Annotated in this window: 24 protein-coding genes; 6 read left to right on the forward strand and 18 right to left on the reverse strand. The window is 70.4% G+C overall.

Features of this window, described 5'->3' with window-relative positions; translation table 11 throughout:
* Positions 1 to 3: 3 nt before the first annotated feature.
* The 14 genes from hpnH to ABD378_RS26215 all read right to left on the reverse strand — a co-directional run bounded on the left by hpnH (position 4) and on the right by ABD378_RS26215 (position 15,657).
* Positions 4 to 1,026: an adenosyl-hopene transferase HpnH gene (hpnH, locus tag ABD378_RS26150; protein WP_344524398.1), complete on the reverse strand. Its 1,023-nt coding sequence runs from the start codon at positions 1,024 to 1,026 to the stop codon at positions 4 to 6.
* Positions 1,027 to 1,031: 5 nt separating this feature from the next.
* Positions 1,032 to 1,682, reverse strand: coding sequence for a phosphorylase family protein (locus ABD378_RS26155; RefSeq protein WP_344524400.1), 651 nt, complete (start codon positions 1,680 to 1,682; stop codon positions 1,032 to 1,034).
* Positions 1,682 to 3,676: a squalene--hopene cyclase gene (shc, locus tag ABD378_RS26160; RefSeq protein WP_344524401.1), complete on the reverse strand. Its 1,995-nt coding sequence runs from the start codon at positions 3,674 to 3,676 to the stop codon at positions 1,682 to 1,684. The genes ABD378_RS26155 and shc overlap by 1 nt, the downstream gene beginning before the upstream one ends.
* A 101-nt stretch (positions 3,677 to 3,777) precedes the next feature.
* Positions 3,778 to 4,908 carry a polyprenyl synthetase family protein gene (locus ABD378_RS26165; RefSeq protein WP_344524402.1) on the reverse strand — a complete coding sequence of 377 codons (1,131 nt, stop codon included), beginning with the start codon at positions 4,906 to 4,908 and terminating at the stop codon, positions 3,778 to 3,780.
* A complete protein-coding gene (gene hpnE, locus ABD378_RS26170; protein ID WP_344524462.1) occupies positions 4,905 to 6,362 on the reverse strand; it encodes a hydroxysqualene dehydroxylase HpnE in 1,458 nt (485 codons plus the stop codon). Before hpnE ends, ABD378_RS26165 begins: the two co-directional genes overlap by 4 nt.
* Positions 6,363 to 6,426: 64 nt before the next feature.
* Positions 6,427 to 7,377, reverse strand: coding sequence for a presqualene diphosphate synthase HpnD (gene hpnD / locus ABD378_RS26175; RefSeq protein ID WP_344524403.1), 951 nt, complete (start codon positions 7,375 to 7,377; stop codon positions 6,427 to 6,429).
* The gene (gene hpnC / locus ABD378_RS26180; RefSeq protein WP_344524404.1) at positions 7,374 to 8,270 is read right to left on the reverse strand and encodes a squalene synthase HpnC; all 897 of its coding nucleotides are present in this window, start codon (positions 8,268 to 8,270) and stop codon (positions 7,374 to 7,376) included. Before hpnC ends, hpnD begins: the two co-directional genes overlap by 4 nt.
* 336 nt (positions 8,271 to 8,606) lie before the next feature.
* Complete coding sequence (locus tag ABD378_RS26185; RefSeq protein WP_344524405.1) at positions 8,607 to 9,392, reverse strand: ABC transporter ATP-binding protein; 786 nt, start codon at positions 9,390 to 9,392, stop codon at positions 8,607 to 8,609.
* Entirely contained in the window at positions 9,385 to 10,314 is a 930-nt protein-coding gene (locus ABD378_RS26190; protein ID WP_344524406.1) for an ABC transporter permease, read from the reverse strand. Before ABD378_RS26190 ends, ABD378_RS26185 begins: the two co-directional genes overlap by 8 nt.
* 95 nt (positions 10,315 to 10,409) lie before the next feature.
* Entirely contained in the window at positions 10,410 to 11,255 is an 846-nt protein-coding gene (locus ABD378_RS26195) for a glycosyltransferase family 2 protein (protein WP_344524464.1), read from the reverse strand.
* A gap of 50 nt (positions 11,256 to 11,305) precedes the next feature.
* Positions 11,306 to 12,085 (reverse strand): CDP-alcohol phosphatidyltransferase family protein, encoded by a 780-nt coding sequence (locus tag ABD378_RS26200; RefSeq protein ID WP_344524407.1) that lies wholly within the window; start codon positions 12,083 to 12,085, stop codon positions 11,306 to 11,308.
* Positions 12,063 to 13,127 carry an iron-containing alcohol dehydrogenase family protein gene (locus tag ABD378_RS26205; protein WP_344524408.1) on the reverse strand — a complete coding sequence of 355 codons (1,065 nt, stop codon included), beginning with the start codon at positions 13,125 to 13,127 and terminating at the stop codon, positions 12,063 to 12,065. Before ABD378_RS26205 ends, ABD378_RS26200 begins: the two co-directional genes overlap by 23 nt.
* Positions 13,115 to 13,852 carry a phosphocholine cytidylyltransferase family protein gene (locus ABD378_RS26210; RefSeq protein WP_344524409.1) on the reverse strand — a complete coding sequence of 246 codons (738 nt, stop codon included), beginning with the start codon at positions 13,850 to 13,852 and terminating at the stop codon, positions 13,115 to 13,117. Before ABD378_RS26210 ends, ABD378_RS26205 begins: the two co-directional genes overlap by 13 nt.
* Complete coding sequence (locus ABD378_RS26215; protein ID WP_344524466.1) at positions 13,849 to 15,657, reverse strand: DUF5941 domain-containing protein; 1,809 nt, start codon at positions 15,655 to 15,657, stop codon at positions 13,849 to 13,851. The genes ABD378_RS26210 and ABD378_RS26215 overlap by 4 nt, the downstream gene beginning before the upstream one ends.
* A 257-nt stretch (positions 15,658 to 15,914) precedes the next feature.
* On the opposite strand from ABD378_RS26215, the gene galE reads away from it, so the two are divergent.
* The 3 genes from galE (at position 15,915) to idi (ending at position 18,676) form a co-directional block, all read left to right on the forward strand.
* Complete coding sequence (gene galE, locus ABD378_RS26220) at positions 15,915 to 16,898, forward strand: UDP-glucose 4-epimerase GalE (protein ID WP_344524410.1); 984 nt, start codon at positions 15,915 to 15,917, stop codon at positions 16,896 to 16,898.
* Between the two features lie 165 nt (positions 16,899 to 17,063).
* Positions 17,064 to 17,990: a cation diffusion facilitator family transporter gene (locus tag ABD378_RS26225; protein ID WP_344524411.1), complete on the forward strand. Its 927-nt coding sequence runs from the start codon at positions 17,064 to 17,066 to the stop codon at positions 17,988 to 17,990.
* A 92-nt stretch (positions 17,991 to 18,082) separates the two neighbouring features.
* The gene (gene idi, locus ABD378_RS26230) at positions 18,083 to 18,676 is read left to right on the forward strand and encodes an isopentenyl-diphosphate Delta-isomerase (protein ID WP_344524412.1); all 594 of its coding nucleotides are present in this window, start codon (positions 18,083 to 18,085) and stop codon (positions 18,674 to 18,676) included.
* Between the two features lies 1 nt (position 18,677).
* On the opposite strand, the gene ABD378_RS26235 is transcribed toward idi, so the two are convergent.
* Both ABD378_RS26235 and ABD378_RS26240 read right to left on the reverse strand, forming a co-directional pair.
* Positions 18,678 to 19,169 carry an ATP-binding protein gene (locus ABD378_RS26235; protein ID WP_344524468.1) on the reverse strand — a complete coding sequence of 164 codons (492 nt, stop codon included), beginning with the start codon at positions 19,167 to 19,169 and terminating at the stop codon, positions 18,678 to 18,680.
* A 129-nt stretch (positions 19,170 to 19,298) separates the two neighbouring features.
* Positions 19,299 to 20,000: an HdeD family acid-resistance protein gene (locus ABD378_RS26240; RefSeq protein ID WP_344524413.1), complete on the reverse strand. Its 702-nt coding sequence runs from the start codon at positions 19,998 to 20,000 to the stop codon at positions 19,299 to 19,301.
* A gap of 93 nt (positions 20,001 to 20,093) precedes the next feature.
* On the opposite strand from ABD378_RS26240, the gene ABD378_RS26245 reads away from it, so the two are divergent.
* A complete protein-coding gene (locus tag ABD378_RS26245; RefSeq protein ID WP_344524415.1) occupies positions 20,094 to 20,855 on the forward strand; it encodes an enoyl-CoA hydratase/isomerase family protein in 762 nt (253 codons plus the stop codon).
* Here the strand turns inward: ABD378_RS26245 and ABD378_RS26250 are convergent.
* Positions 20,845 to 21,477, reverse strand: a complete 633-nt coding sequence (locus ABD378_RS26250) for a DJ-1/PfpI family protein (protein ID WP_344524417.1) — start codon at positions 21,475 to 21,477, stop codon at positions 20,845 to 20,847. The two genes, ABD378_RS26245 and ABD378_RS26250, sit on opposite strands and share 11 nt — an antisense overlap.
* Before the next feature lie 7 nt (positions 21,478 to 21,484).
* Positions 21,485 to 22,483 (reverse strand): GlxA family transcriptional regulator, encoded by a 999-nt coding sequence (locus ABD378_RS26255; protein ID WP_344524419.1) that lies wholly within the window; start codon positions 22,481 to 22,483, stop codon positions 21,485 to 21,487.
* 144 nt (positions 22,484 to 22,627) lie between these two features.
* Here ABD378_RS26255 and ABD378_RS26260 point away from each other — a divergent pair, with 144 nt between their 5' ends.
* Both ABD378_RS26260 and ABD378_RS26265 read left to right on the forward strand, forming a co-directional pair.
* Positions 22,628 to 23,518, forward strand: coding sequence for an SCO6745 family protein (locus tag ABD378_RS26260; protein WP_344524421.1), 891 nt, complete (start codon positions 22,628 to 22,630; stop codon positions 23,516 to 23,518).
* Between the two features lie 134 nt (positions 23,519 to 23,652).
* Positions 23,653 to 23,820: an LPFR motif small protein gene (locus tag ABD378_RS26265; protein WP_344524425.1), complete on the forward strand. Its 168-nt coding sequence runs from the start codon at positions 23,653 to 23,655 to the stop codon at positions 23,818 to 23,820.
* The last annotated feature ends 31 nt before the right edge of the window (positions 23,821 to 23,851 follow it).

A 23,851-nucleotide genomic window follows, 5' to 3' on the forward strand; every position in this document is an offset into this window, starting at 1 on the left:
ACGTCACCCGCGGTTTCCGGAGACCGTCTCGCGGGCGGCGCGGATGGACTCCTTCAGGGAGCCCATGGTGGCCAGGACGGCGGTCGGCTCGTAGCCGCAGTGCGCCATGCAGTTGGCGCACCGCGGGTCCTTGCCGCGGCCGTACTTGCTCCAGTCGGTCTCCTCGATGAGTTCCTTGTACGTCGGCACGTACCCGTCGCTCATCAGGTAGCAGGGGCGCTGCCAGCCGAAGAGCGAGTAGTTCGGGATCGCCCACGCGGTGCACGGGAAGTCCGCCTTGCCCTCGAGGAAGTCGAGGAACAGCGGCGAGTGGTTCAGGCGCCAGCGCCGCCTGTTGCCGCCCGCGAAGGCCTTCTTGAAGAGTTCGCGGGTCTGCTCGACGCCCAGGAAGTGTTCCTGGTCCGGCGCCTTCTCGTAGGCGTAGGCGGGCGACAGCATCATCTCGTCGACCTGCAGCTCGTCATTGAGGTAGTTGAGGACCTCGATGATGTTCTGCGGGGTGTCGTTGCTGAAGAAGGTCGAGTTGGTGGTGACCCGGAAGCCCTGCTTCTTGGCTTCCTTGATGGCCGCCACCGCCTCGTCGAACACGCCCTCCTTCGCGACGGATTCGTCGTGCCGCTCCCGCATTCCGTCGATGTGCACGGCGAACGCGAAGTACGGGGAAGGCGTGAACTTCTCCAGCTTCTTGCGCAGCAGCATGGCGTTGGTGCAGAGGAAGACGTACTTCTTCTTCGCCACCAACTGGCGCACGATCTCGTCGATGTGAGGGTGCATCAGCGGTTCGCCACCGGCGATGGACACCATCGGCGCACCGGATTCGAGCACGGCGCCCACGGCCTGGGCCACCGGCATGCGCTGCTTGAGCACTCCGGCCGGGTGCTGGATCTTCCCGCATCCCTCGCACGCGAGATTGCACGCGAAGAGCGGCTCCAACTCGACGATCAGCGGAAACTTCTCACGCTTACGGAGCTTCTGTTCAAAGAGATACGTCGCGACCTTGATGGTCTGGCGCAGCGGCATGGCCATCTGGCTCACCTCCGAGGGAGCAAAGAAGAACGGTGCCATTCGAAAAATGCAGGAAGCACGGCACGAAGAACACGGAAAGCCGATATTCCACCGCGCACCGTGCCGATGCGGACGAGTTCGTGCTGTGGGGCGTCCACGACCACCCGGACGGCGGCAACCGGCCGGGCTCCCGCCCGCATCGCGCTGCGCAGCGTCGCGGCGGACTCCATGTCCACCGCGATCGCGCCCGTGGCGAGCAGGTCGGCGCGTTCGTGTCCGCGGACGACATGGTCGGATCCGGTGAGCGGGCCGGTGTGCACGGTGCGTCCGGGCATGGCCCGCACCAGCTCCTTGACCAGCAGTTCGGTGCCGACGCAGGGCGTGTGGCCGTGTGCGTCGCGGGTCTGCCCGGCGACCACCAGGTCGCCGGGGTGCATGCCGGGAGCGAGCCCGGCACAGAAGCCGGTGGCCACGACGGCGGCGTGGCGCAGCGGCTCCTTGCCGAGGGCGCCGGTGACGGCGCGCTCGGCGTTCTTGGGGCCCATCCCCGTACGGAGCATGGTGACCCGCCCGTGTGAGCCTCCTCCCGGTCCCGTGCGCAGGGCGAGGTGCTCGATGCCGAGTGCACAGGCGATCAGCAGCGGTGCGGGGCCCTCCGCGGCCGGGGTCCGGTCCATCAACCCCCCTTGGCGGAGAGGCCCGCGAACGGCTCCCCGTTGACGTACCGGCCGAGCGCGGTGAGCGGGAACACCTGCCGGTAGAGGTGGTAGTTGATGGAGAAGTCCCAGGGGAAGCCGGTGCCGGTGAAGTACGGCTCGTCCCAGGAGCCGTCCTCCCGCTGCGTCTCTGCGAGCCGGACGATGCCCCGCTCCACTGCCTTGGAGTCCCGCTCGCCGGCCGCGAGCAGCGCGAGCAGCGCCCAGGCGGTCTGCGACGCGGTGGAGGCGCCATGGCCCCGCCACTCCTCGTAGCGGTAGGAGCGCAGGTCCTCGCCCCAGCCTCCGTCGTCGTTCTGCACCGACTCGAGCCAGTCGACGGCGCGGCGCAGCGCGGGGTGCGAGCCCGGCAGGCCTGCCGCGGTGAGCGCGGGCACCACGGACCCTGTCCCGTATACGTAGTTGACGCCCCAGCGGCCGAACCACGAGCCGTCCGGCTCCTGTTCGGCGAGCAGCCACTCGATGCCGCGTCGGGTGCGCGGGTCGTGCGCCTTGCCCTCGATGGCGAGCATCTCGACGACGTGCCCGGTGACGTCGGCCGACGGCGGGTCGATGACCTCGCCGAAGTCGCAGAACGGCAGCCGGTTGGGGAACGGGCTCGTGTTGTCGGCGTCGAAGGCTGCCCAGGCGCCGTTCTTGGACTGCATGCCCAGGTTCCAGCGCACGCCGCGGGCGATCGCGTTCTCCAGGCGGGGGCGGTCCGGGTGGTCGACGCGGCGCAGGGCCAGGACGACCTCGGCAGTGTCGTCGATGTCCGGGTAGTTGTCGTTGTGGAACTCGAACGCCCAGCCACCGGGGGCGAGATGGGGCCTGCGTACGGACCAGTCGCCGGGCCGCACGATCTCCTCGCCCAGCATCCAGTCGGCCGCCTTGACCAGCTGCGGATGGTCGGCGGGCACTCCCGCGTCGGCGAGCGCGATGGTCGCAAGGCAGGTGTCCCAGACCGGCGACTGACACGCCTCGATCATCCGGGCGCCGTCCTCGCGCCAGACCGCGAACCGGTCGAGCGACGCGAGGCCCGCCTTGAGCACCGGGTGCTCCAGGTCATAGCCGAGCAGATGCAGCGCGATCACGGAGTAGACGGCGGGCGGCTGGATGCCGCCCCAGCAGCCGTCGTTCTCCTGGCGTTCGATGATCCAGCGAGCGGCACTGTTCATCGCGGCCTTGCGCACCTTGCGCGGGGCGACCTTGTGGTAGAGGTGCAGCGCCTTGTCGAGCCGCTGGAAGACGCCGTCCCAACTGCCCAGCGGGGCAACGGGCTTGCTCGGGTTCGGCAGGCGCGCGTCGATGTGCAGCTCGTCAAGGGGGAAGGGCGCGGGCCGGACGGGGCGCTTGGCGGAGACGACCGTGAGCGGCACGATCGTCTGCCGGGCCCAGCACCCGAAGTCGTAGATGTTGAGGGGCAGCCACTTGGGGAAGTAGATGAGTTCCGGCGGGAGTTCGGGGAGGTCGTCCCACTTCCACCAGCCGAACAGGGCGAGCCAGATGCGGGTGAAGACGCGGCTCGCGGCGATGCCGCCCTGGTCGCGGATCCATGCGGAGGCCTTCGCCATGTGCGGGTCGTCCGGTGCGTCGCCCGCGAGACGCAGCGCGACGTACGCCTCGATGGTGGTGGAGAGTTCGCCCGGGCCGCCGTGGAAGGTCGCCCAGGTTCCGTCCTCGCGCTGCTCGCCGCGGATGAAGAGCGCGGCGGCGTGCGTGGTCTTCTCGTCCCGGATCCCCAGAAACTGACGGAGCAGCAGGTCTTCGGCGTCCATCGTCACGTTCGTGTCGAGGTCGCCCTTCCACCAGCCCTGGGCGTCCTGCTGCGCGAGCAGGAAATCGGTGGAGCGTTGTATGGCGCGCGCGGCGGCGTCAAGTGACCCTGCCGTCGCGGTGGCCCGGTCGAGTGGCTGGCTGGCCGAGGCCGCGCGGGGCGTCACCGCTCCGGTGCTTCCGTCGGTCGTCGCTGTCATGGCTTCCCCTTCGTGCAGTCGTCTTCTCTGCTGTGGGTCCGCCGTCGGCCGACGCGCTGGGCGCCGGCCGGCGACTGCGAGTCATATCTGATCGATAGTGATCATCTCTTTCGTACGACGACGAAGTCGGCGAGCGCGACGAGCTGCGCCCGCACCCGGTCCGGCATCTGGATGGTGTCAAGCGCCTCGATGGCGATGGTGTGCTGGCGCCGGGCCTCCTCGGCGGTCCACTCCCGGCCGCCCGCCTGCTCGATCAGGGCGGCGCGTGCGGCGAACTCCTCCTCGGAGAAGCTGTCGAAGTCGTTGCTCTTGGCGTCGGCCGCGAGCAGCTCGCCGAGCTGCTCGGACGCGGGTCCGCCCGCGGCGAGCGCGGCCACGACGGGCAGTGACTTCTTGCGCTGGCGAAGGTCGCTCCAGGTCTGCTTTCCGGTGGCCTCCGGGTCGCCCCAGATGCCGAGCAGATCGTCCACGGCCTGGAAGGCGAGGCCGAGGTGGTAGCCGTACTTCTCCAGGGTGTCGGCGGTGCGGTCGTCGGCGCCGCCGAGTACCGCGCCGATGGAGACCGCGCAGGCGAGCAGGGCGCCGGTCTTGTTGCCCTCCATCTCCAGGCACTCCTCGACGGTGACCCGCTCGCGGTGCTCGTAGGAGATGTCCTGTGCCTGGCCGTCGATCAGGGCGCGGGTCGCGGTGGTCAGGCGGCGCGTGGCGCGGCCCGCCTCGACGGTGCCGATCTCCAGGAGGATCTCGTTGGCGAGCGCGAAGAGGGCGTCGCCGACGAGGATGGCCTGGGCCGGACCGTGCACCTTCCACACCGTGTCGCGGTGTCGGCGCTGCTCGTCGCCGTCCATCAGATCGTCGTGCAGCAACGAGAAGTTGTGCACCAGTTCGACGGCGACTGCTCCGGGTACGCCGACCTCCGGCGCGGCGCCGGCCGCCTCGGCGGAGAGCAGGGCGAGCGCGGGGCGGACGGCCTTGCCGCCGTCGCCGTCCGACGGGTTGCCCTCGGCGTCGATCCAGCCGAAGTGGTAGGCGGCTACGGTGTCCATGGGCGGCGCGAGGCGGTCCACGGCGGACCGCAGCACCGGGGTGGCCAGCGTCCTTCCGCGCTCGAGCAGTGAGGTCACGTCCACCGTGTCGGCAGCCGATTCGGCCGAGGGCACAGTCGGCACAGTCTCTCCTCTTGTTCCGGTGCTGGATTTCTGGGGACCTGACCCCAGAAGGTCGAGCTTCACGCGGCCTCCTCGACGTCGAAGAGGTGGTCACGGGGGCGGTCCAGTGCACGGAGAGCCGCGTCGGCGGCACTGATGCCGCTGCGGACGGCGCTCTCCATGGTCGCGGGCCACCCGGTGGCGGTCCACGCCCCGGCCAGGTACAGGCCGGGGGCCTTGGTGCGAGCACCGGGCCGCAGCCGGCCCACACCGGGAGTCGGCGCGAACGTCGCCGTGCGCTCCCGCGTCACGAAGAAGTCCCGCACCTCGGCGCCGTGCGCGGCGGGCAGCAGCCGCTCGAGCTCCGGCAGGTAGCGCTCGCGCAGCGCGGCGACGGGCGCGTCGATCTCGCCCTGGGCGGCGGACTGGGACAGGGCGAGGTACTGGCCCTCGGTGAGCCCGGAGGCGTCGGTCCGGTCGAAGACCCATTGCACCGGCGAGCCGATGGCAGCGAAGAAGGGCCGCTTGAGCACCTTGCGGTCGTACACGACGTGGATGTTGAGGATCGGCGCGGTGTCGATGTCGAGGAGCCGGTCGGGCTCGTCCAGGACACCGTCCGGGAGCAGGTCGTGGGTCTCGTGCTGCGGCACGGCGAGCACGACGGTGTCCGCCTCGATGGCCTCGCCGGGAACTTCGACCTTCCAACCCCCGTTCCCCGTACGGGAGATGGAGGTGACGCGTGTCCTCAGCTCGGTTCGCACGCCCGCGGAGTCGAGCGCCTTGCGGGCCAGCGTGTCATGGACATCACCGAGGGGCACGCGCGCCCAGCCGATGTCGGCGGCGCCCGGTTCCGAGAGCAGCCCGGTCTTGAAGACCATCGCGGCGAGCCCCAGCGAGGAGTCCCCCGCGACGGCGTTCAGCGTGGCCACGCCGACCAGGTCCCACAGGGCCTCGATCGCGCGCGCCGACTGACCGTGTGCGGCCAGCCAGCTGCCGAAGTCCTGGCCGTCCAGCTTCGGATCGGCCGGGTCCAGTCCCTTGAGGGCGAGCGCGGCGCGTCCCACGTTGGCGCGCTCCGCGAGCGACAGATGCGGATACGTGGCGAGGCTCGCCGCCAGGTGCAGCGGCACGGGCAGCGCGGTGCGGCGAAGGCGCCCGAGCCGGTTCCGGTCGGCGTCGAGGACCGGCACGTCGAGACGTTCCTGCAGGGGTGCGAGGGCCGCGCCGTCGACGCGGTCGAGGAACCAGCGGTAGGCGGTGCAGCAGCGCAGATAGACGTGCTGGCCGTTGTCGACGGTCAGCTCGCCGCGCTTGAAGGAGAAGGCGAGCCCGCCGAGGCGCGGCCGCCCTTCGAGCAGCGTCACGCGCAGCCCCGCGTCGGCGAGGGACAGCGCCGCGGTGATGCCTGCGAGACCTCCGCCGACCACCACGGCGCTCCCTCGTCCCGCGTTGCCTTCGGCCTCCTCAGCCGGTCGCGTGTCGTCGTCTCTCATGCGCTTTCCCCCTCGACCGTTGCAGTCTGGGACGCCGGGGCGCAGCGGAGGGTTGCCCACCGGTTGCAGGAGGTCGCCCTACGTTCAGCGCATTCGCCGTGGATGCCCATCAAGTACGCCTCCTGACGGTCTGTCGGGAGATGGTGCGTGCGTCGAGACCGGAGAGGCCGCGCACGGCGACGTACGCCTTTTCGCGGCCCGGCAGCGAGACACGACCGCGCAGGACCGCCTCCGGATCCCGCTCGATGCGGTCGAGAAGCCGCCGGTAGATGCCCGCCATGGCGGCGACGCAGGCGCCGCTGCGCCGGTCGAGCATGGGAAGCAGTCGGTATCCCTCGGCGAACAGCGCCCGCGCCCTGCGCACCTCGAAGTGCACGAGCCCGGCGAAGTCGGAACCGGCGGGCGGCTGCGAGCCGGAGAACCCGGCGGAGCAGCCGAACTTGGCGAGGTCGTCGGCGGGCAGATAGGTGCGCCCGCCCTCGGCGTCCTCGCGAACGTCGCGGAGGATGTTGGTGAGTTGGAGCGCGAGACCGAGCGTGTCGGCATACTCCGGCGCGCGCTCGGCGTTCAGCGCCCCCCGCTCCGTACCGAACACGCCCAGCGAGAGCCGCCCGATGGCCCCCGCCACGCACCGGCAGTAGACCTTGAGGTCCTCCCACGTCTCGTACGTCTCACCGCGGACGTCCATCAGGACACCGTCGATCAGCTCGTCGAGCCCGCCGAGCGGGATGGGGAAGTGCGTCGCGGCATGCGCGAGCGCCACCGCCACGGGGTCGGTGTCGTCCTCGTCCACCTCGCCCTCGCGGATCCGGGCCAGCAGGGCCCGGGTCTCGTCGAGGCGCTCGGCCTTGATGTCCGGCGCGAGCGCGCCGTCGCCGATGTCGTCCACGCGCCGCGAGAGGGCGTAGAGCGCCGACATCGCGCGGCGCTTGGGCAGCGGAAGCAGCCTGATGCCGTACGCGAAATTGCGTGCCTGCTGCCCGGTCACGGCCTCGCAATAGCTGTATGCGGCGAGTACCGGCGCGGACACGTTCGGGCCTGACTCCACGGTCCGGCTCACCCCTCTCCTCGCAGAACCGCCCCCACCTCGCGCAGCAAACGCGCCTTGGTGGGCTTCGGCGGTCCAGGAAGTACGTCGTATCCGGCGGCGGCGATCGCATGGACCGCCGCCCTCCCCCCAGCCACAAAACCTGCAAGCAGCACCTTCAGCCTGCCGTGGACGCTACCCACCAGGGGGGTGCCTTCATTCAGGAGGCAGCGGGCGCGTTCTGCTTCATATGCAACCAGTGCGCGCACCGACGCGCCTGCTGTCGGTGCGGCCAGATCCCGCTCCTGGACATGAAATCGCTTCATGTCATCGGCGGGCAGGTAGATGCGGCCCTGTCCCAGGTCCTCGGCGACGTCCTGCAGGTGCTCGACGATCTGGAGGGCGGTGCACACCGCGTCCGAGCGGCGGATGCGCTCCGGGGTCGCCGTGCCGGTGATGCCGAGAACGAGGCGGCCCACGGGGTTCGCGGACAGCTCGCAGTAGGCCAGGAGGTCGTCGTACGTCTCGTAGCGCGCGACGAGCTGGTCCTGGCGGTTGGCCGCGATCAGGCCGAGAAAGGGCTCGGGCGTGAGGCCGCAGCGGCGGACGGTGGGCTGGAGCGCACGCATCAGGGGGTGCCGCGGTGTGGCGTCGAAGACCCGGTGCAGGTCGGCCTCGAAGGCGTCCAGGAGGGCGAGCCGGTCATGGGCAGCCGCGGGGTCCACACCGAGGTGGCGGGCGTCGGCGCCGCCGGGGGCCAGGTCGCCGTCGCCGATGTCGTCGACGAGGCGGGCGAAGCCGTACACGGCCATGAGGTCGTCGCGCCAGGCGCGGGGCAGGAAGAAGGGCGCCACCGGGAAGTTCTCGTCCGCGGCCTTCGCGAGGACGGCGGATGCGTCGCGCAGCTGGAGATCATCCGTAGCCATTGCCGTCACATCTCCCGTTCTACACTGCCGACCCAATACATCCCATTTCGGACACGCCGCCCGGCCCTCCGCGAGGCGGACCGTGCCATGAGCCGGGGCGCCGCGCGATATCGCCCCACTTGCCGCGAATCAGCACCGTTACAGCTTACGTTGTACAACGCAGCCTGCATCGTCGGGGTGTTCCGCGCATCACAACAACACACCGATTGGCGTCAAACTTCCCTGGGCCAGAGGGACTTGAGGCAACCATCGGGGCAGTCGAAGACTCATGACGCGACAGGGCCCCACCGGGTTGACTCCGGTGGGGCCCTGGCTCATTCGGGCGTACGGGGCGTGCTACTTGCCCGTGAACTTCTCGTACTCCTTGATGACCTCGTCGGTCGGCCCGTCCATGCGCAGCTCACCGCGTTCGAGCCACAGCACGCGGTCGCAGGTGTCACGGATGGACTTGTTGTTGTGGCTGACGAGGAAGACCGTGCCGGCCTCCTTGCGGAGCTCGCGGATGCGGGCCTCGGAGCGCTTCTGGAACTTCCGGTCACCCGTCGCAAGCGCCTCGTCGATCATCAGTACGTCGTGGTCCTTGGCGGCCGCGATGGAGAACCGCAGGCGGGCCGCCATGCCCGACGAGTAGGTGCGCATCGGCAGGGTGATGAAGTCGCCCTTCTCGTTGATGCCCGAGAAGTCGACGATGTCCTGGTAGCGCTCCCTGATCTGCTCGCGCGTCATGCCCATCGCGAGCCCGCCGAGTATGACGTTGCGCTCGCCCGTCAGGTCGTTCATCAGGGCCGCATTGACGCCGAGCAGCGAGGGCTGGCCATCGGTAAAGACCTTGCCCTTCTCGGCGGGCAGCAGGCCCGCGATGGCACGGAGCAGGGTCGACTTGCCGGAGCCGTTCGAGCCGATCAGGCCGATGGCCTCGCCGCGGTAGGAGGTGAAGCTGACGCCGCGCACGGCGTGCACCTTGCGTACGCCCCGCTCCTCGCCGCGCCTGATGATGCGGCTCAGCGCGGAGGTGGCGCTGCCCTTGCCCGTCTTCGCGCCGTTCACGCGGTAGACGATGTGCAGCTCGTCGGCGATGACGGTGGGGATGTGCGTCTTGTCGACGTTGGTGTCGTCAGCCACGGCCGTATCGCTCCTCAGCCTTCCAGAAATACACGAAGCCGCCGACGGCGACCAGCACGGCCCAGCCCGCCGCGACCGCCCAGACGTGCGGCGGCAGGTTCTCCGAGCCGTAGCCGTCGATCAGCGCGAAGCGCATCAGGTCCATGTAGATGGCCGCCGGGTTCCACTGCAGGATGTCGGCGATCCACGCGGGCCTGCCCTCGAGCATCACCGGGATCGAGAACATCACGCCGGACGCGTACATCCACGTACGCATCACGAACGGCATCAGCTGCGCGAGGTCGGGGGTCTTGCTGCCGAGCCTTGCCATGATCATCGCGAGGCCGGTGTTGAACAGGAACTGCAGGGCCAGGACCGGGAGGATCAGCAGCCACGAAAGCTTGGGGTAGCTGCCGAAGCCGATCATGATGATGAACAGCACGATCATCGAGAAGAGCAGCTGCTGGAGCTGCTGCAGCGAGAACGAGATCGGCAGCGAGGCCCGCGGGAAGTGCAGCGCGCGGACCAGGCCGAGGTTGCCCGCGATGGCCCGGACACCCGCCATCACCGAGGACTGCGTGAAGGTGAAGACGAAGACGCCCGTGACCAGGAACGGGACATAGACCTCACGGGGCATGCCCCGGTCGGCGCCCAGGATCAGACCGAAGATGAGGAAGTAGACGAGCGCGTTGAGGAGCGGCGTCGCCACCTGCCACAGCTGGCCGAGCTTGGCCTGGCTGTACTGGGCGGTCAGCTTCGCCTGTGAGAAGGCGAGGATGAAGTGGCGCCGTCCCCAGAGCTGGTGGACGTACTCGAAAAGTCCGGGCCGTGCGCCGCTGACGGTCAGACCGTACTTGGCGGCGAGCTCGGTCCGGGAGAGCCCGTCATCGGGCGACGGAGGCGCGGTCAATGCGACTCCGCCGTCATGCGTTGTCTCACTCACGAGTGGAAACTTTCGTCTTCAGATGCGCAGCCGGTCGGGCGTAGGCATGGGCCAGGGACCGGGGTATGGCCCAGATGTTCTCAGACCCGAGCTTGTCAGATGACAGGAGGTCGGCCCAGTCGGGTCAGGCGCCACACCGTACGCCACCTCATCGGCTTGCGAGGTCCGCAGGGCGTCGTCCAGCCCTCCTTGAACCCGCCGAACCAGGCCTTGAGCGCCGGGCCCGAGGGCCGCCTGGCCAGGGTCAGGAGCATCCACACACCAAGGTAGACCGGGACCAGGAGCACGGGCAGATTCCGGCGGGCGAGCCAGACCCGGTTGCGGGCGACCATCCGGTGGTAGACCGCGTGCCGCGAGGGGGCGGTCGTCGGGTGGAAGAGCACCATGTCGGCGCGGTAGTCGATCATCCAGCCCGCGTTCAGCGCACGCCAGGCGAGGTCGGTCTCCTCGTGGGCGTAGAAGAACTCGTCGGGCAGTCCGCCGACCTCGGCCATGACCTGCGTACGGACGGCGTTGGCGCCGCCGAGGAAGGTCGTCACGCGGGATGAGCGCATCGGGTCGGCCGCGCGCAGCCGCGGGACGTGGCGGCGCTGGGTCTCCCCCGTGTCCGGGTCGGCGATCCGGAAGCTGATGATGCCGAGCTTGGGGTCGGCCTCGAAGGCCTCGCGGCACAGCTGGGCCGTGTCCGTGTTGGCCAGGAGGCCGTCGTCGTCGAGGAAGAGGAGTACGTCTACGTCGGTGCCGCCGGGGCCGAAGGCCTCGATACCGACGTTGCGACCGCCCGGGATGCCGAGGTTCTCCGGCAGCTCGACGGTGCGTACGCCTTCGGGGACGTCGGGCACGGGGGCGCCGTTGCCGACGACCACCACCTCGACCGGGTCGCCGTCCTGCTTGGCGACCGAGTCGAGAAGGGCGCGCAGCTCCTGCGGCCGGTTGCCCATGGTGATGATGACCGCGCCGACCTTCAGGGGTCGACTGCCTGCCGCCGTACTCACTTCAGCCTGCTGGAGGCGAGGATGGACACGAGGTGCAGCAGGGTCTGCAGCATGGCGATGCCGGCGAGGACGGCGACACCGATACGCGAGAAGAGCAGGTCGCCGCGGACCGAGTCCACGATCGCGAGGACCAGGATGAGCAGGGACGCCTCGATGCCGAGCACGAGCCGGTGGAACTTCAGGGCTCCGGCGGCCTTGCGGGCCAGGGCCATGCCGGACGAGCGCGGCTCGGAGGCCGACTCCTTGACCGGCGCGAGGCCCTGCTGGTGACGGGCGACGCCGACGAGGTCGGTCTCCGCCTTGATCAGGATGGCGCCGAGCGCGGCGAGCGTGCCGAGGAAGGCCCAGAGCCAGTCGATACGGCCCGAGCCCCACAGGTCGGCGGCGCGCAGGCCGAAGCCGACGAGGACCGCGGCGTCGCACAGGTAGGCGGCGACACGGTCCAGGTAGACCCCGGCCATGGAGTACTGCTTGCGCCAGCGGGCGATCTCGCCGTCGACGCAGTCCAGCAGGAGATACAGCTGGACCATGATCACGCCGAGTACGGCGCCCGTGATCCCCGGCACCAGGAGGGCCGGGGCGGCGAGGGCGCCGGCCACGGTCATCAGGTACGTGAGCTGGTTGGGCGTGATCCTGGTGTTCACCAGGTAGCGGTCGCAGCGCAGCGAGATCTCTCGCATGTACAGGCGTCCCGCCCAGTGCTCACCGCTGCGCCGGTCCTTCACCCCTGCGGGGTGAACGACGGGGCGGAGTTCAGCTACCGATGGCCTTGGCATAGTCGGCGTATGCGTCCTTGATCTGGTCGGAATTCAGATTGAGGTGCTCGAGGATCGTGTAGCGCCCGGGGCGCGTCTGCGGGGCGTACTCCACGACCTGGACGAACTCGTCCACGGTGAAGCCGATCTCCTCCGGCGTCACGGGAAGGCCGTGCCTGCGCAGCACCTCCACCATGTACAGCGACTCCTCGCGTGCTCCGCGCAGGAACATCGCGAAGGCCGCTCCCAGGCCGCACTGCTCGCCGTGGCTGGCAGCGCGCTTGGGGAAGAGGAGGTCGAAGGCATGGTTGATCTCGTGGCAGGCGCCGGACGCCGGGCGGGAGTCGCCCGACACGGACATCGCGATGCCGGTGAGGACCAGACCCTCGGCGAGTACCTGCAGGAAGGCGTCGTCGCCGACACCGCCCGGGTGACGCAGGACGGCCTCGCCGGCCTGGCGCGCCATGGCGGCCGCGAGCCCGTCGATGTCCTCGCCGCGCTCGCGTGCGGCCAGCTCCCAGTCCGCGATCGCGGAGATGTTGGACAGGGCGTCGCCGATGCCGGAGCGCACGAAACGCACGGGGGCCTCACGGATCACATCGAGGTCGATGACGACCGCGATGGGGTTCGGCACTCCGTACGAGCCGCGGCCCGCGTCGTTGTCGAGCGTGGCGACCGGCGAGCACAGACCGTCGTGCGACAGGTTCGTCGCGACGGCGACCAGCGGCAGGCCGACGCGCGCGGCGGCGAACTTGGCGCAGTCGATGATCTTGCCGCCGCCGAGGCCGACGACCGCGTCGTAGCGGCCCTTCTTGATGGCGTCGGCGAGCTTGATGGCGTCATCGAGCGTGCCGCCGCCCACCTCGAACCACTCGGCGCTGGGCAGCGACGGTTCGAGCCGCTGACGGAGCACCGCGCCGGAGCCGCCACTGATGGCGATGGCGAGCTTGCCGGTTGACGAGCAGATCCGCTGGTCCGCGAGGACACCGGCCAGGTCGTTGAGCGCCCCCGGCCGGATGTCCACGACGACCGGCGAGGGGATGAGCCTCGTCAGTACTGGCACGCGATCTCCCGGCCCTTGGCGAGGTCGTCGTGGTTGTCGATCTCGACCCACTTGACGTCGCCGATCGGCTCCACGTCGATCTTGAAGCCTCGGTTGACGAGCTCCTGGTAGCCGTCCTCGTAGTAGAGGTCGGGGTCGCGCTCGAAGGTGGTCTTCAGGGCGTCGGCCAGCTGGTCGGCCGCGTCGCCCTCGATGAGCGTGACACCGATGTACTCACCGGTGGCGGTCGCCGGGTCCATCAGCTTGGTGATCTTCTGGACGCCCTTCTCGGGGTCCACGATGACCTTCATCTCCTCGTCGGCGAGGTTCTTCACCGTGTCGAGGGCGAGGATGATCTTCTTGCCGTCGCCGCGGGCGGCGAGCAGCGTCTTCTCGACGGAGACGGGGTGCACGGTGTCGCCGTTGGCGAGGATCACCGTGTGCTTGATCGCGTCACGACCGCACCAGAGGGAGTAGGCGTTGTTCCACTCCTCGGCCTTGTCGTTGTCGATCAGCGTGAGCTTGAGGCCGTACTTCTCCTCGAGCGCCGCCTTGCGGTCGTAGACCGCCTCCTTCTTGTAGCCGACGATGATCGCGACCTCGGTCAGACCGATCTCCGCGAAGTTGCCGAGGGTCAGGTCGAGGATGGTGGTGTCACCGTCGACCGGCACCAGGGCCTTGGGGAGCGTGTCGGTGTAGGGGCGAAGACGCCGTCCGGCGCCGGCCGCCAGCACGAGGCCGATCATGCGGGTTCTCCTTCATCGTGTACGGCGGGTGCTCCGCGTTTGTGAGCGGTCACCCAGTAGCGGATGCTCTCGACGAGCACCACGAGTGCCACGGCCACGGCGAGTGCCGTGAGCGCGACGGTGAAATCTGTGTCGGTGAGCAGGGCGGCGGCGAGAGCGACCACCAGCGTCCTGCCTTCATGCCCGCCGATCGCCCGCACCAGCCAGTGCGGCGGCGCGCCTGCGTTGCCGCGGATGCGGTACACCGTGTCGTAGTGATGGTAGGCGACAGCGGACACCAGGCCGAAAGCCGCGGGCAAGGCCCCGTTCACGTCCGCCTTGGCGGCGAGCAGCAGGATCGTGCCGTACTCGGCCGCGCGGAAGAACGGCGGGACCAGCCAGTCGAGGGCGCCCTTGAGGGGCCGGGCGACGGCGAGGCCCGAAGTGACGACGTAGATCACGGCGGCGACGACCACCCACGGGCTGCCGTACGACGTGAGACCCGCCACGCAGGCGAGCACCGCGCCGCCGGCGAAGGCGAGGACAGGCGCGGGAAGCCCGCCGCTGTTGAGCGCCGCAAAGGGGGACGCGAGCGGCCCGGTGTCGGCCAGGTCCGCGAGTGCCTGTGCGGCGCGGTCGGTGCGGGTGGCCCTGCGGGTCAGCGAGCGCAGCACGCGCCCCGCGGTGGTGTAGCAGGCGGCGAGCCCGCAGCCGATGAGCAGCACGACCAGGGTGATGCGCGGGGTGGTCACCGCGGTGAGCACGGCGATCAGCGCCCAGCGCTCGCCGATCGGGAGCACGATCATCCGGCGCAGCCATACGGTCCAGCCGACGCTGTCGAGCTTGTCCGAAAGGGCCGCTGTGGGGCTGGTGTTGGCGGTGGCGTCGTGATTCGCCTCGTTGAAGGAGAAGTCGACGACGTGCCGGCAGGTCTGCAGGACCATCGCGCCGAGCGCCAGCGCCCATACGTCGTCGCCGCCTTGGGCCGCGCCGAGCGCGAGGCCCGCGTAGTAGGCGTACTCCTTGGCGCGGTCGAAGGTCGCGTCCAGCCAGGCGCCCAGCGTCGAGTACTGCAGGGAGTAGCGGGCGAGCTGTCCGTCCGTGCAGTCCAGGACGAAGGAGAAGAGCAGCAGCAGGCCGGCCGCGACGAAGCCGCCGCGGGTGCCGGTGGCCGCGCAGCCCGCCGCGATCAGGGCGACGAGCAGCGAGGCGGTGGTGACCTGGTTCGGGGTGAGGCCGCGACGCGCGCACCATCGGGCGATGTAGCGCGAGTAGGGGGAGATGCAGTACGTCGTGAAGAAGCCGTCCCGCGACTTGACGGCCGTCCGCAGGCGTACGGCTTCGTCGTCTACCGCGGCGACGGCCTGCCGTGCCTCGTTCCGCGTCTGCGGATCGCTGGGCACGGTGGCGACGAGGGTGCCGAGGTCGGGGCGGTGGAGATCGCGGCCCTCGGCCTCGATCGCCTCGGCCACGTGGTCCGCGAGAGCCTCGACCGTCACTGCGGAGGAGCCGCCGCCGTTGCCCGATCCGGCGGTGGCGCGCAGCGCGCTTGTCAGGTCCGCTCGGGCCTCGGGCTGCGCGGTGACGGCGCCGGGGACTGCCGACGCCGGGAAGCGCGGGTCGGTGAGGCCGAGGCGGAGCGCGTGGACGTGGCCCACGAAGCGCGTGTCGACGATCGCGACCCGCTGCCCGGCGGGGACGGCGGCGAGCAGCGTCTCGGTGTCCGCGGCGTCGGAGGCGACCCGGACGTCAAACCCCAGGGACCGCAGATCGCCTTCGAGCGGCGACCCGGGGACCGGCTGACCGGTCAGGATGGCGGTCGACAGACGAACTCACTCCTTGATTGCCGGCGCGGCTCGCGCCGGGCACGTGCGTGATGAGGGGCGCCCCTGGCCGGCAGCGGCCGGGCGGCACGTCGGCAGAGGCTATCGGATGATTGGAAGCGGGCGTTCACCGCCCGTTTACGGCCCGATAAGCACGGCCTGCGAGGGCCTGTGCCAACTCGATCATCATGGTCGATCAGGGGCGGCGCCCACAAACCGCACTTCGTTCGACCGGCACAAACGACATAAAGTCGACGCCCATGACGTGGATGATCACAGGTGGAGCGGGATATATCGGGGCACATGTGGCGCGGGCGATGGCCGGCGCCGGGGAGCGGGTCGTCGTCCTTGACGATGTCTCGGCCGGGGTGCCGGAGCGGCTCCCCGCGGACATCCCTCTCATTAGGGGCTCATCGCTCGACGGTGAGCTGCTGCGGCGGGTCTTCGCCGAGCACGAGGTGACGGGTGTGGTGCATCTCGCGGCCCGCAAGCAGGTCGGCGAATCCGTGGAGCAGCCACTGCGCTACTACCGGGAGAACGTGGGCGGCCTGGTGACGCTGCTCGAGGCGGTGGCCGACGCCGGCATCAAGCGGTTCGTCTTCTCCTCGTCGGCCGCGGTGTACGGGAACCCGCCGGATGTGGATCTGGTGGCGGAGAACACTCCGTGCGTCCCGATCAACCCCTACGGCGAGACGAAGCTCGCCGGGGAGTGGCTGGTGCGGGCCGCCGGGCGGGCGCACGGCATCGCGACCGTGTGCCTGCGCTACTTCAACGTGGCGGGCGCCGCGGCCCCCGAGCTCGCGGACACCGGGGTCTACAACGTGATCCCGATGGTCTTCGACCGGCTCACCCGTGACGAGGCGCCGCGGATCTTCGGCGACGACCATCCGACGCCGGACGGCACGTGCGTCCGCGACTACATCCACGTCGCCGATCTCGCCGACGCCCACCTCGCGGCGGCCCGCCGCGTCGAGGCGCACCCCGGGGGCGACCTGACGGTGAACATCGGCCGCGGCGAGGGTGTTTCCGTACGCGAACTCGTCACCCTCATCGGCGAGATCTCCGGAGACAGCCGCCCGGCACTCGTGGAGCCGCGCCGTGAGGGCGACGCCCCGCGCGCCGTCGCGGACGCGCGACTGGCCGCCGACGAGCTGGGCTGGAAGGCGCGGCGCGGGGTGCGCGAGATGGTCGAATCAGCGTGGGACGGCTGGTGCCTCCACCACCCCGAGGCGCGCGGCGCCTGATGACGTCAACGCTCTGACCTGCGGTCATTTCCGCAGGTCAGAGCATATGACAACGGTGTTCAGTGCCGTGTTGCCGGATACCCCCCACCCGTAGTTCACTGTGATCGCGACAGACGCGCGACCGGGGAACAGAAGACCGATACCGACCACACGGAGGCGGCTTCCATGGGGGCTGGGCACGACCACGGACATACACACGGGGGGACCGCGACGGCGGCGTACCGAGGGCGGCTGCGCATCGCGCTCTCGATCACGATCACCGTCATGGTGGTCGAGATCGTCGGCGGCATCATGGCGGATTCGCTCGCGCTCATCGCGGACGCGACGCACATGGCGACGGACGCCCTCGGCCTGGGCATGGCGCTGCTCGCGATCCAGTTCGCGAACCGCCCGGCGACGGAGAACCGCACCTTCGGCTACGCCCGCGCCGAGATCCTCGCCGCGCTCGCCAATTGCCTTCTGCTGCTCGGCGTCGGCGGCTACGTCCTGTACGAGGCGATCCAGCGGTTCATCACGCCCGCCGAGACCGAGGGCGGACTGACCATCGTCTTCGGCGTCATCGGCCTGCTGGCGAACATGATCTCGCTCTCGCTCCTGATGCGCGGCCAGAAGGACAGCCTGAACGTGCGCGGCGCCTTCCTCGAGGTCATGGCCGACGCGCTCGGCTCCTTGGCGGTGATCGTCGCGGCGGTCCTGATCCTGACGACCGGCTGGCAGGCGGCGGACCCGATCGCCTCGCTGGTCATCGGTCTCATGATCGTCCCGCGCACGGTGAAGCTGCTGCGGGAGACCCTCAACGTGCTCCTGGAGTCCGCCCCCAAGGGCGTCGACATGGCCGAGGTCCGCTCGCACATACTGGATCTGCCGGGTGTCGAGGACGTCCACGACCTGCACGCCTGGACCATCACTTCGGGGATGCCGGTCCTCTCCGCGCACGTGGTCGTCAGCAGCGAGACGCTGAACGCGATCGGCCACGAGAAGATGCTGCATGAGCTGCAGGGATGCCTGGGCGACCACTTCGACGTCGAGCACTGCACCTTCCAACTGGAGCCGGTCGGCCACGCGGAGCACGAGGCGAAGCTCTGCCACTGACGCCCCTGAGGGTGGCTTCCGGTGGTTCCTTGCGAGCAGCGCCCCTCTTGTACGGCAGACTTGAGGCTCGAAGACCGAAGCGAAGGATGGGTATGCCGACCACACCTGCCACCGCGGCGAACAGCTCGTCGAACGGCACCGGAGAAGCGATCTTGCTGGAACTCGTGGACGAGGACGGCAGGACGATCGGCACCGCGGAGAAACTCTCCGCGCATCAGGCGCCCGGGCAGCTGCACCGGGCGTTCTCCGTCTTCCTCTTCGACGAGCAGGGGCGGCTGTTGCTGCAGCAGCGCGCCCTGGGCAAGTACCACTCCCCCGGCGTCTGGTCGAACACCTGCTGCGGGCACCCGTACCCGGGCGAGGCGCCGTTCGCGGCCGCCGCGCGCCGGACGTACGAGGAGCTCGGCGTCTCGCCCTCGCTGCTCGCGGAGGCGGGCACGGTGCGCTACAACCACCCGGACCCCGATTCGGGCCTGGTGGAGCAGGAGTTCAACCATCTCTTCGTGGGGATGGTCCAGTCGCCGCTCGGGCCCGACCCGTCCGAGGTCGGCGAGACCGCGTTCGTGACGGCCGACGAGCTGGCTCAGCGGCATGCGAACGGGCCGTTCTCCGCGTGGTTCATGACCGTCCTGGACGCGGCGCGCCCCGCGATCAGGGAGCTGACGGGGCCTTCCGCCGGCTGGTGAGTCAACTCCCGTCCGGGGCCGTACCGTCGGGCTTCAGGGGCAGGGCCGCCCAGATGACCTTGCCCCCGCTCGCGGTGTGCTCGACGTCGCAGGCACCGCCCGCCTCCTGCGTGATCTCGCGGACGAGGAGGAGACCTCGGCCGCCGGTCTGGCCGTGGTCGGCCACCAGGGCGGTCGGGCGGTAGGGGTGGTCGTCCTCCACGGAGACCCGCACCCACTCGGCGCCCACCGCCACCTCCACCGCGAGCATCGGCGAGAGCAGGGCCGCGTGCCGCACCGCGTTGGTGACCAGTTCGGAGACGATCAGGAGCAGGCCCTGCACGAGGTCGTCCGGCGCGGGCACGCCCTGCCTGGCGAGCAGGTCACGTACCGCGTGCCGCGCCTGGGGCACCGAGGCGTCGACGGCGGCGGCGGTGAAGCGCCACACGCCCTCGTACGGCACCTTTCCGGTATCCCGAGGGAGTGGGCCGGGCCCCCTCCCGTCGCCGTCCATCGTCCGGTCGCCGCCCTTGCGCTCGATTGTCACCACGCATCGAGTGTTGGGAATGTCCTGGTCCGGACCGCATGACTGACCATAAGTCAGCGACTATCGACGACATTTGATCACTGACGCCCGAGCGCGTCAGTTGTGCGACTGTTCCTGCCCCTCCGGTTTCGCTTTCAAGCTTTCTTCGGTTTGTACGGGTTGTTCGGGTTCTTCCGGTCCGCCGCGTCCGCCGGGTCGGCCGGAGTCCGGTCCCTCCGCGACCATGCTCACGATCCGGCGCCCGCCCAGGCCCGCGGCGAGCAGGCCGAGGCCGTCGAAGAGCAGCGCGAGCGAGAAGAAGCAGCCGATCACGTACTGGCTGCTGCTCGGCCAGTTGGCGAGCACCAGGATGCCGAGAAGGAGACCGAAGGCGCCCTGCACGAGCGTCCAGCCGAACTGCGGGCCGCGCACCACCAGGCTGCCGACAAGACGGAACACACCGCCGGTCAGGAACAGCAGCGCGGCGAACATCGTCAGCGCCTCCGCCGCCACATCCGGCCTGCGGATGATCACGACACCGGCGGCGAGGTTCAGCGCGGCCACGACCACACCCAGCCAGAAGAAGTTCGTGCCGCGCGACTGCACCGCGTGCAGCAGGCCGACACAGCCGCCGATCAGGAGCAGCCAGCCGAAGAGGAGCATGGAGGTGAGGGTGGCGAAGCCCGTGTAGACGAGGCCCACAAGACCGGCCACCGCCAGGATCGCGCCCAGCACGGCGAGCCAGCCGAGGCTGCGGTTGAGCTGCTTGGCGCCTTGGGCCTCCGGTGCGGCGGTCCGGGCGCTCTTGGATCGGGCCATCAGCGTCTCCGTCCTGCTTCCCCCGCTGCGCAGAGTTCTCAGGGCCGCCCCTTCTTGATCGTACGTTCGAGCAGTGCGGATAGCATCCTGCGCATGGAGCCGCAGCTGAGGCAGGCCGTCACCCACGGCGTCGCCACCGTCGTCATCGACCATCCGGCCAAGCGCAACGCCATGACGGCGGACATGTGGCGCCAGGTGCCGCCGCTGCTCGCCGGGCTCGCCGCCGACCCGGCCGTTCGGGCGGTCGTGCTGACCGGCGAGGGTGCGACGTTCTGCGCGGGGGCCGACATCTCCTCGCTGCGCCAGGCGCCCGGCGATGCGCAGGATCTGGCCGTGCGGGCCGAGGAGGCGCTCGCGGCCTTCCCGAAGCCGACCCTTGCCGCGGTGCGCGGCTACTGCGTGGGCGGGGGCAGCCAGCTGGCGGCCGCCTGCGATCTGCGGTTCGCGGACGAGGGCGCCCTGTTCGGGATCACTCCGGCGAAGCTGGGGATCGTCTACCCGTCCTCGTCCACGCGGCGCCTGGTGTCGCTCGTGGGGCCCGCGACCGCCAAGTACCTGCTGTTCTCGGGCGAGTTGATCGACGCGGGGCGTGCGCTGCGCACCGGTCTGGTGGACGAGGTGCTGCCCGCGGGCGAACTGGACAAGCGGGTGGCGGAGTTCACCAGGATCCTTGCCTCGCGCTCGCAGCTGACACAGGCCGCGGCCAAGGAGTTCGCCGCGGGACACACGGACCGGGACGCGTACTGGACCGGGCAGGCGCGCGCGGGCGGCGACACCGCGGAGGGAGTCGCCGCCTTCCTGGAGCGTCGCGAGCCGCGCTTCACATGGACGCCCGGCAGCGCCGCTACTGGCTGAAGCGGCTCCCCGCGCGGAACTTCTCGACCAGGTGCGCGGGCGCCTTCTGCGGGGAACCGGCGTCGTAGGGCGGCTGGGGGTCGTACTCCGTCAGGAGCTGCACGGTCTGGGCCTGCTCATCGCCCGCGATCCGGCCGATGAGGGCGAGCCCCATGTCGAGGCCGGAGGAGACTCCGGCCGCTGTGACGTACTTGCCGTCGAACACCACCCGCTCCCCCGTCGACTCCACGCCGAACCGCTCCAGCTCCGCGAGCGCGAGCCAGTGCGAGGTGGCGCGGCGCCCCTTGAGCAGCCCGGCTGCGGCGAGCAGGAGGGAGCCGGTGCACACGGACGTCGTCCAGGTGCTGGTGGCATCGGCGGAGCGGACCCAGTCCAGGAGCGTCTCGTTCGCCATCTGGTCGCTCTGGCCGGGGCCGCCGGGCACGACCAGGATGTCGGGGTTCGGTACGTCGGCGAAGGCGCGGTCGGCGACGAGCCCCAGGGAGCCGTTGTCGTTGCGCACCGGCCCGGGGCGCTCCGCCACGAAGACGGTCTCGGCGCCGGGCATCCGGCTGAGGGTCTCGTACGGGCCGACCGCGTCCAGGGCGGTGAAGCGTTCGAACAGGGCGATGGCGATCTGCATGGAGTGCCTATCCGTTGAGTGCGGGGGCGGGGGCGGCCTGAGCGGGGAAGGGGGCGTGGAAGCGCCGCCGGTACTCGGCGGGCGCCGCGCCGAGGGTCTTGACGAAGGCCCGGCGCATCGCCTCCGGGGTGCCGTAGCCGCAGGCGCGCGAGACCTCCTCGACCCCGTGGGAGGTGTCCTCCAGGAGGCGGCGCGCATGCTCGACGCGCACGCGCTCGACGTACTTGCCCGGCGTCATCCCGGTCTCCGTCTGGAACGCGCGGGCGAAGTGCCGGGGTGAGAGCCGGGCGCGGGCGGCGAGCGAATCGACGCAGAGGTTCTCGTCCGGGTGCTCGGTGATCCACTGCTGGACCTCGCGCAGCGGCTCGCGCTGGGCCGTCTGTACGGCGAGCTGGGCGCTGAACTGCGCCTGGTTCCCCGGGCGCCGCAGGAAGACGACGAGATACCGCGCGACCATCAGCGCCTCGTCCCGGCCCAGGTCCTCCTCGACGAGGGCCAGGGCCAGGTCGATGCCGGCGGTCACGCCCGCGGACGTGGCGACATGGCCGTCGCGGACGAAGATCGGGTCGGGGTCGACCTCGATGGCGGGGTGGTCGAGGGCGAGCTTGGCGCAGTACGCCCAGTGGGTCGTCACCCGGCGGCCGTCCAGGAGCCCGGCTTCGGCGAACAGGATGGCGCCGGTGCAGACCGAGACCAGGCGCCGCGCGCGCGAGGCGTTCGTCCGGAGCCAGTCGACCAGGCGAGGGTCGGCTTCGCGGCTGCCGAGTCCGCCCGGGACGAGCAGGGTGTGCGGCACGGGGGCGTCGGCGAGGGAGGAGTCCGGTACGAGCGTGAGCCCGCTCGAGGTGCGTACGGGGGCGCCGTCCAGGGAGGCGGTGCGGATGCGGTACGCCGGTTCGTCTCCGCCGCGGACCGCGGCGGCGCCCGTGAAGACCTCCACCGGCCCCGTGACATCGAGACTCTGGACCCCGTCGAAGAGGACGACCAGGACAGTTCGCTGCTCCATGCCCTGATTCTTGGCCCCGCGCGCGATGGCTGCAATGACGAATGGCCCACTCTTCCTGCCATGGGCGGACGCGACGCCGAGGCGGCCTTCGCGTGCGAGAGCCCCGGGCTTCACGTCATACCAACCAGTCGGTAGCGTGCGCTCATGACTTCTCTCACGCCTTCCTCCCCGGCGGCGGCACTGCACCCGCGCGCGGGACGTCGATGTCACAACGTGCTCAATTCGCTGCACTCGACGCACTACTTCTCGCCCGACGCGGGACGCGAGCTGACCGAGATCGGCATCACCAGCCCCAGGGCCGTCAATTTCGCCGTGCGCACGGCGGCGATGGGTCCGGTCGGCGCCGGAGTGGTCACGGCGGCGTTCTACAACTACAAGCACGACCTCGTCGCCCGGCACGTGCCCGGCATCTGGCGCACCGCGACCCCCGAGGACGTACTTGCGGCACGTCTGCGTGCCGTCGACACGACCCTGCGGCGCCTCCTCGGAGAGGAAGCCATCGCATCCCCGGAGATGGCGGAGGCGGCCGAGCTCGCGCTGCGCGCCACCGAGGCCTGCTCCCGTTCCGCCCGCCCGCTGTACGCGGCCCACGCGGACCTGCCCGTGCCCGAGCAGCCGCACCTCGCGCTCTGGCACGCCGCGACGCTGCTGCGCGAGCACCGGGGCGACGGGCACCTCACGGCCCTCCAGCACGCCGAACTCGACGGCCTGGAGGCGCTGGTGAGCCACACGGCGACCGGCAAGGGCATGACGCCGAAGTGGAACTTCAGCACGCGCGGCTGGAACCAGGAGGACTGGGACGCCGCGGTGGAGCGGCTCCGCGTCCGCGGACTGCACGACGGCAAGGTCGAGTTGACGGAGGCGGGCGTCGCGCTGCGCAAGGACGTCGAGGAGGCCACGGACCGCCTGGACCGTGCTCCCTACGAGCACCTGGGCGCGGCGGGCGTCGAGCGCCTCACGGAGCTGGGGACGGTGTTCGCGGGCGCGGCGCTGGAGGCCGGGGCGTTCCCGGCGGATCTGCTCGGCAAGGAGTAAGGAGCAGACGGGGACCGGCCGGGCCGGGCCAGGCGTCGGCGGGGGCGGGGGCATGGACGGCGCCGTCCGAGGTACTCGTTCGTCTCCGGTCCCGCGCGCTTGGCGCCGGACCGGGCGACGAAAGGGGAAATCCCGTGTTCCGTGCGATCGCAGATGTCCTGCGTCAGATAGGAGCGGCGCTCGCCACCGTGGTGACGCTGCCGTTCCGCGCCGTTGCCCGGCTCTTCAGCGGTGCCTCGAGCTCCACACGGCGAGGCGGGCGCCGCCCGGGACGCCGCCCCGGCCGGGCACACCGGGTCTGATCCCCCCGCTGTCGGCGCCACCTGCCACAAT

The organism is Streptomyces rectiviolaceus, assembly GCF_039533825.1.
GTDB lineage: Bacteria > Actinomycetota > Actinomycetes > Streptomycetales > Streptomycetaceae > Streptomyces > Streptomyces rectiviolaceus.

Bases quoted from the DNA above. Each gene is read 5' to 3' on its own strand.
- ABD378_RS26255 (WP_344524419.1), bottom strand. From the start codon at position 22,483: ATGGAGCAGCGAACTGTCCTGGTCGTCCTCTTCGACGGGGTCCAGAGT.
- ABD378_RS26210 (WP_344524409.1), bottom strand. From the start codon at position 13,852: ATGATCGGCCTCGTGCTGGCGGCCGGCGCCGGACGGCGTCTTCGCCCC.
- galE (WP_344524410.1), top strand. From the start codon at position 15,915: ATGACGTGGATGATCACAGGTGGAGCGGGATATATCGGGGCACATGTG.
- ABD378_RS26155 (WP_344524400.1), bottom strand. From the start codon at position 1,682: ATGGACCGGACCCCGGCCGCGGAGGGCCCCGCACCGCTGCTGATCGCC.
- ABD378_RS26235 (WP_344524468.1), bottom strand. From the start codon at position 19,169: ATGGACGGCGACGGGAGGGGGCCCGGCCCACTCCCTCGGGATACCGGA.
- ABD378_RS26245 (WP_344524415.1), top strand. From the start codon at position 20,094: ATGGAGCCGCAGCTGAGGCAGGCCGTCACCCACGGCGTCGCCACCGTC.
- ABD378_RS26250 (WP_344524417.1), bottom strand. From the start codon at position 21,477: ATGCAGATCGCCATCGCCCTGTTCGAACGCTTCACCGCCCTGGACGCG.
- ABD378_RS26260 (WP_344524421.1), top strand. From the start codon at position 22,628: ATGACTTCTCTCACGCCTTCCTCCCCGGCGGCGGCACTGCACCCGCGC.
- ABD378_RS26240 (WP_344524413.1), bottom strand. From the start codon at position 20,000: ATGGCCCGATCCAAGAGCGCCCGGACCGCCGCACCGGAGGCCCAAGGC.
- idi (WP_344524412.1), top strand. From the start codon at position 18,083: ATGCCGACCACACCTGCCACCGCGGCGAACAGCTCGTCGAACGGCACC.
- ABD378_RS26225 (WP_344524411.1), top strand. From the start codon at position 17,064: ATGGGGGCTGGGCACGACCACGGACATACACACGGGGGGACCGCGACG.
- hpnH (WP_344524398.1), bottom strand. From the start codon at position 1,026: ATGGCCATGCCGCTGCGCCAGACCATCAAGGTCGCGACGTATCTCTTT.
- shc (WP_344524401.1), bottom strand. From the start codon at position 3,676: ATGACAGCGACGACCGACGGAAGCACCGGAGCGGTGACGCCCCGCGCG.
- ABD378_RS26200 (WP_344524407.1), bottom strand. From the start codon at position 12,085: ATGCCAAGGCCATCGGTAGCTGAACTCCGCCCCGTCGTTCACCCCGCA.
- hpnC (WP_344524404.1), bottom strand. From the start codon at position 8,270: ATGGCTACGGATGATCTCCAGCTGCGCGACGCATCCGCCGTCCTCGCG.
- ABD378_RS26195 (WP_344524464.1), bottom strand. From the start codon at position 11,255: ATGGGCAACCGGCCGCAGGAGCTGCGCGCCCTTCTCGACTCGGTCGCC.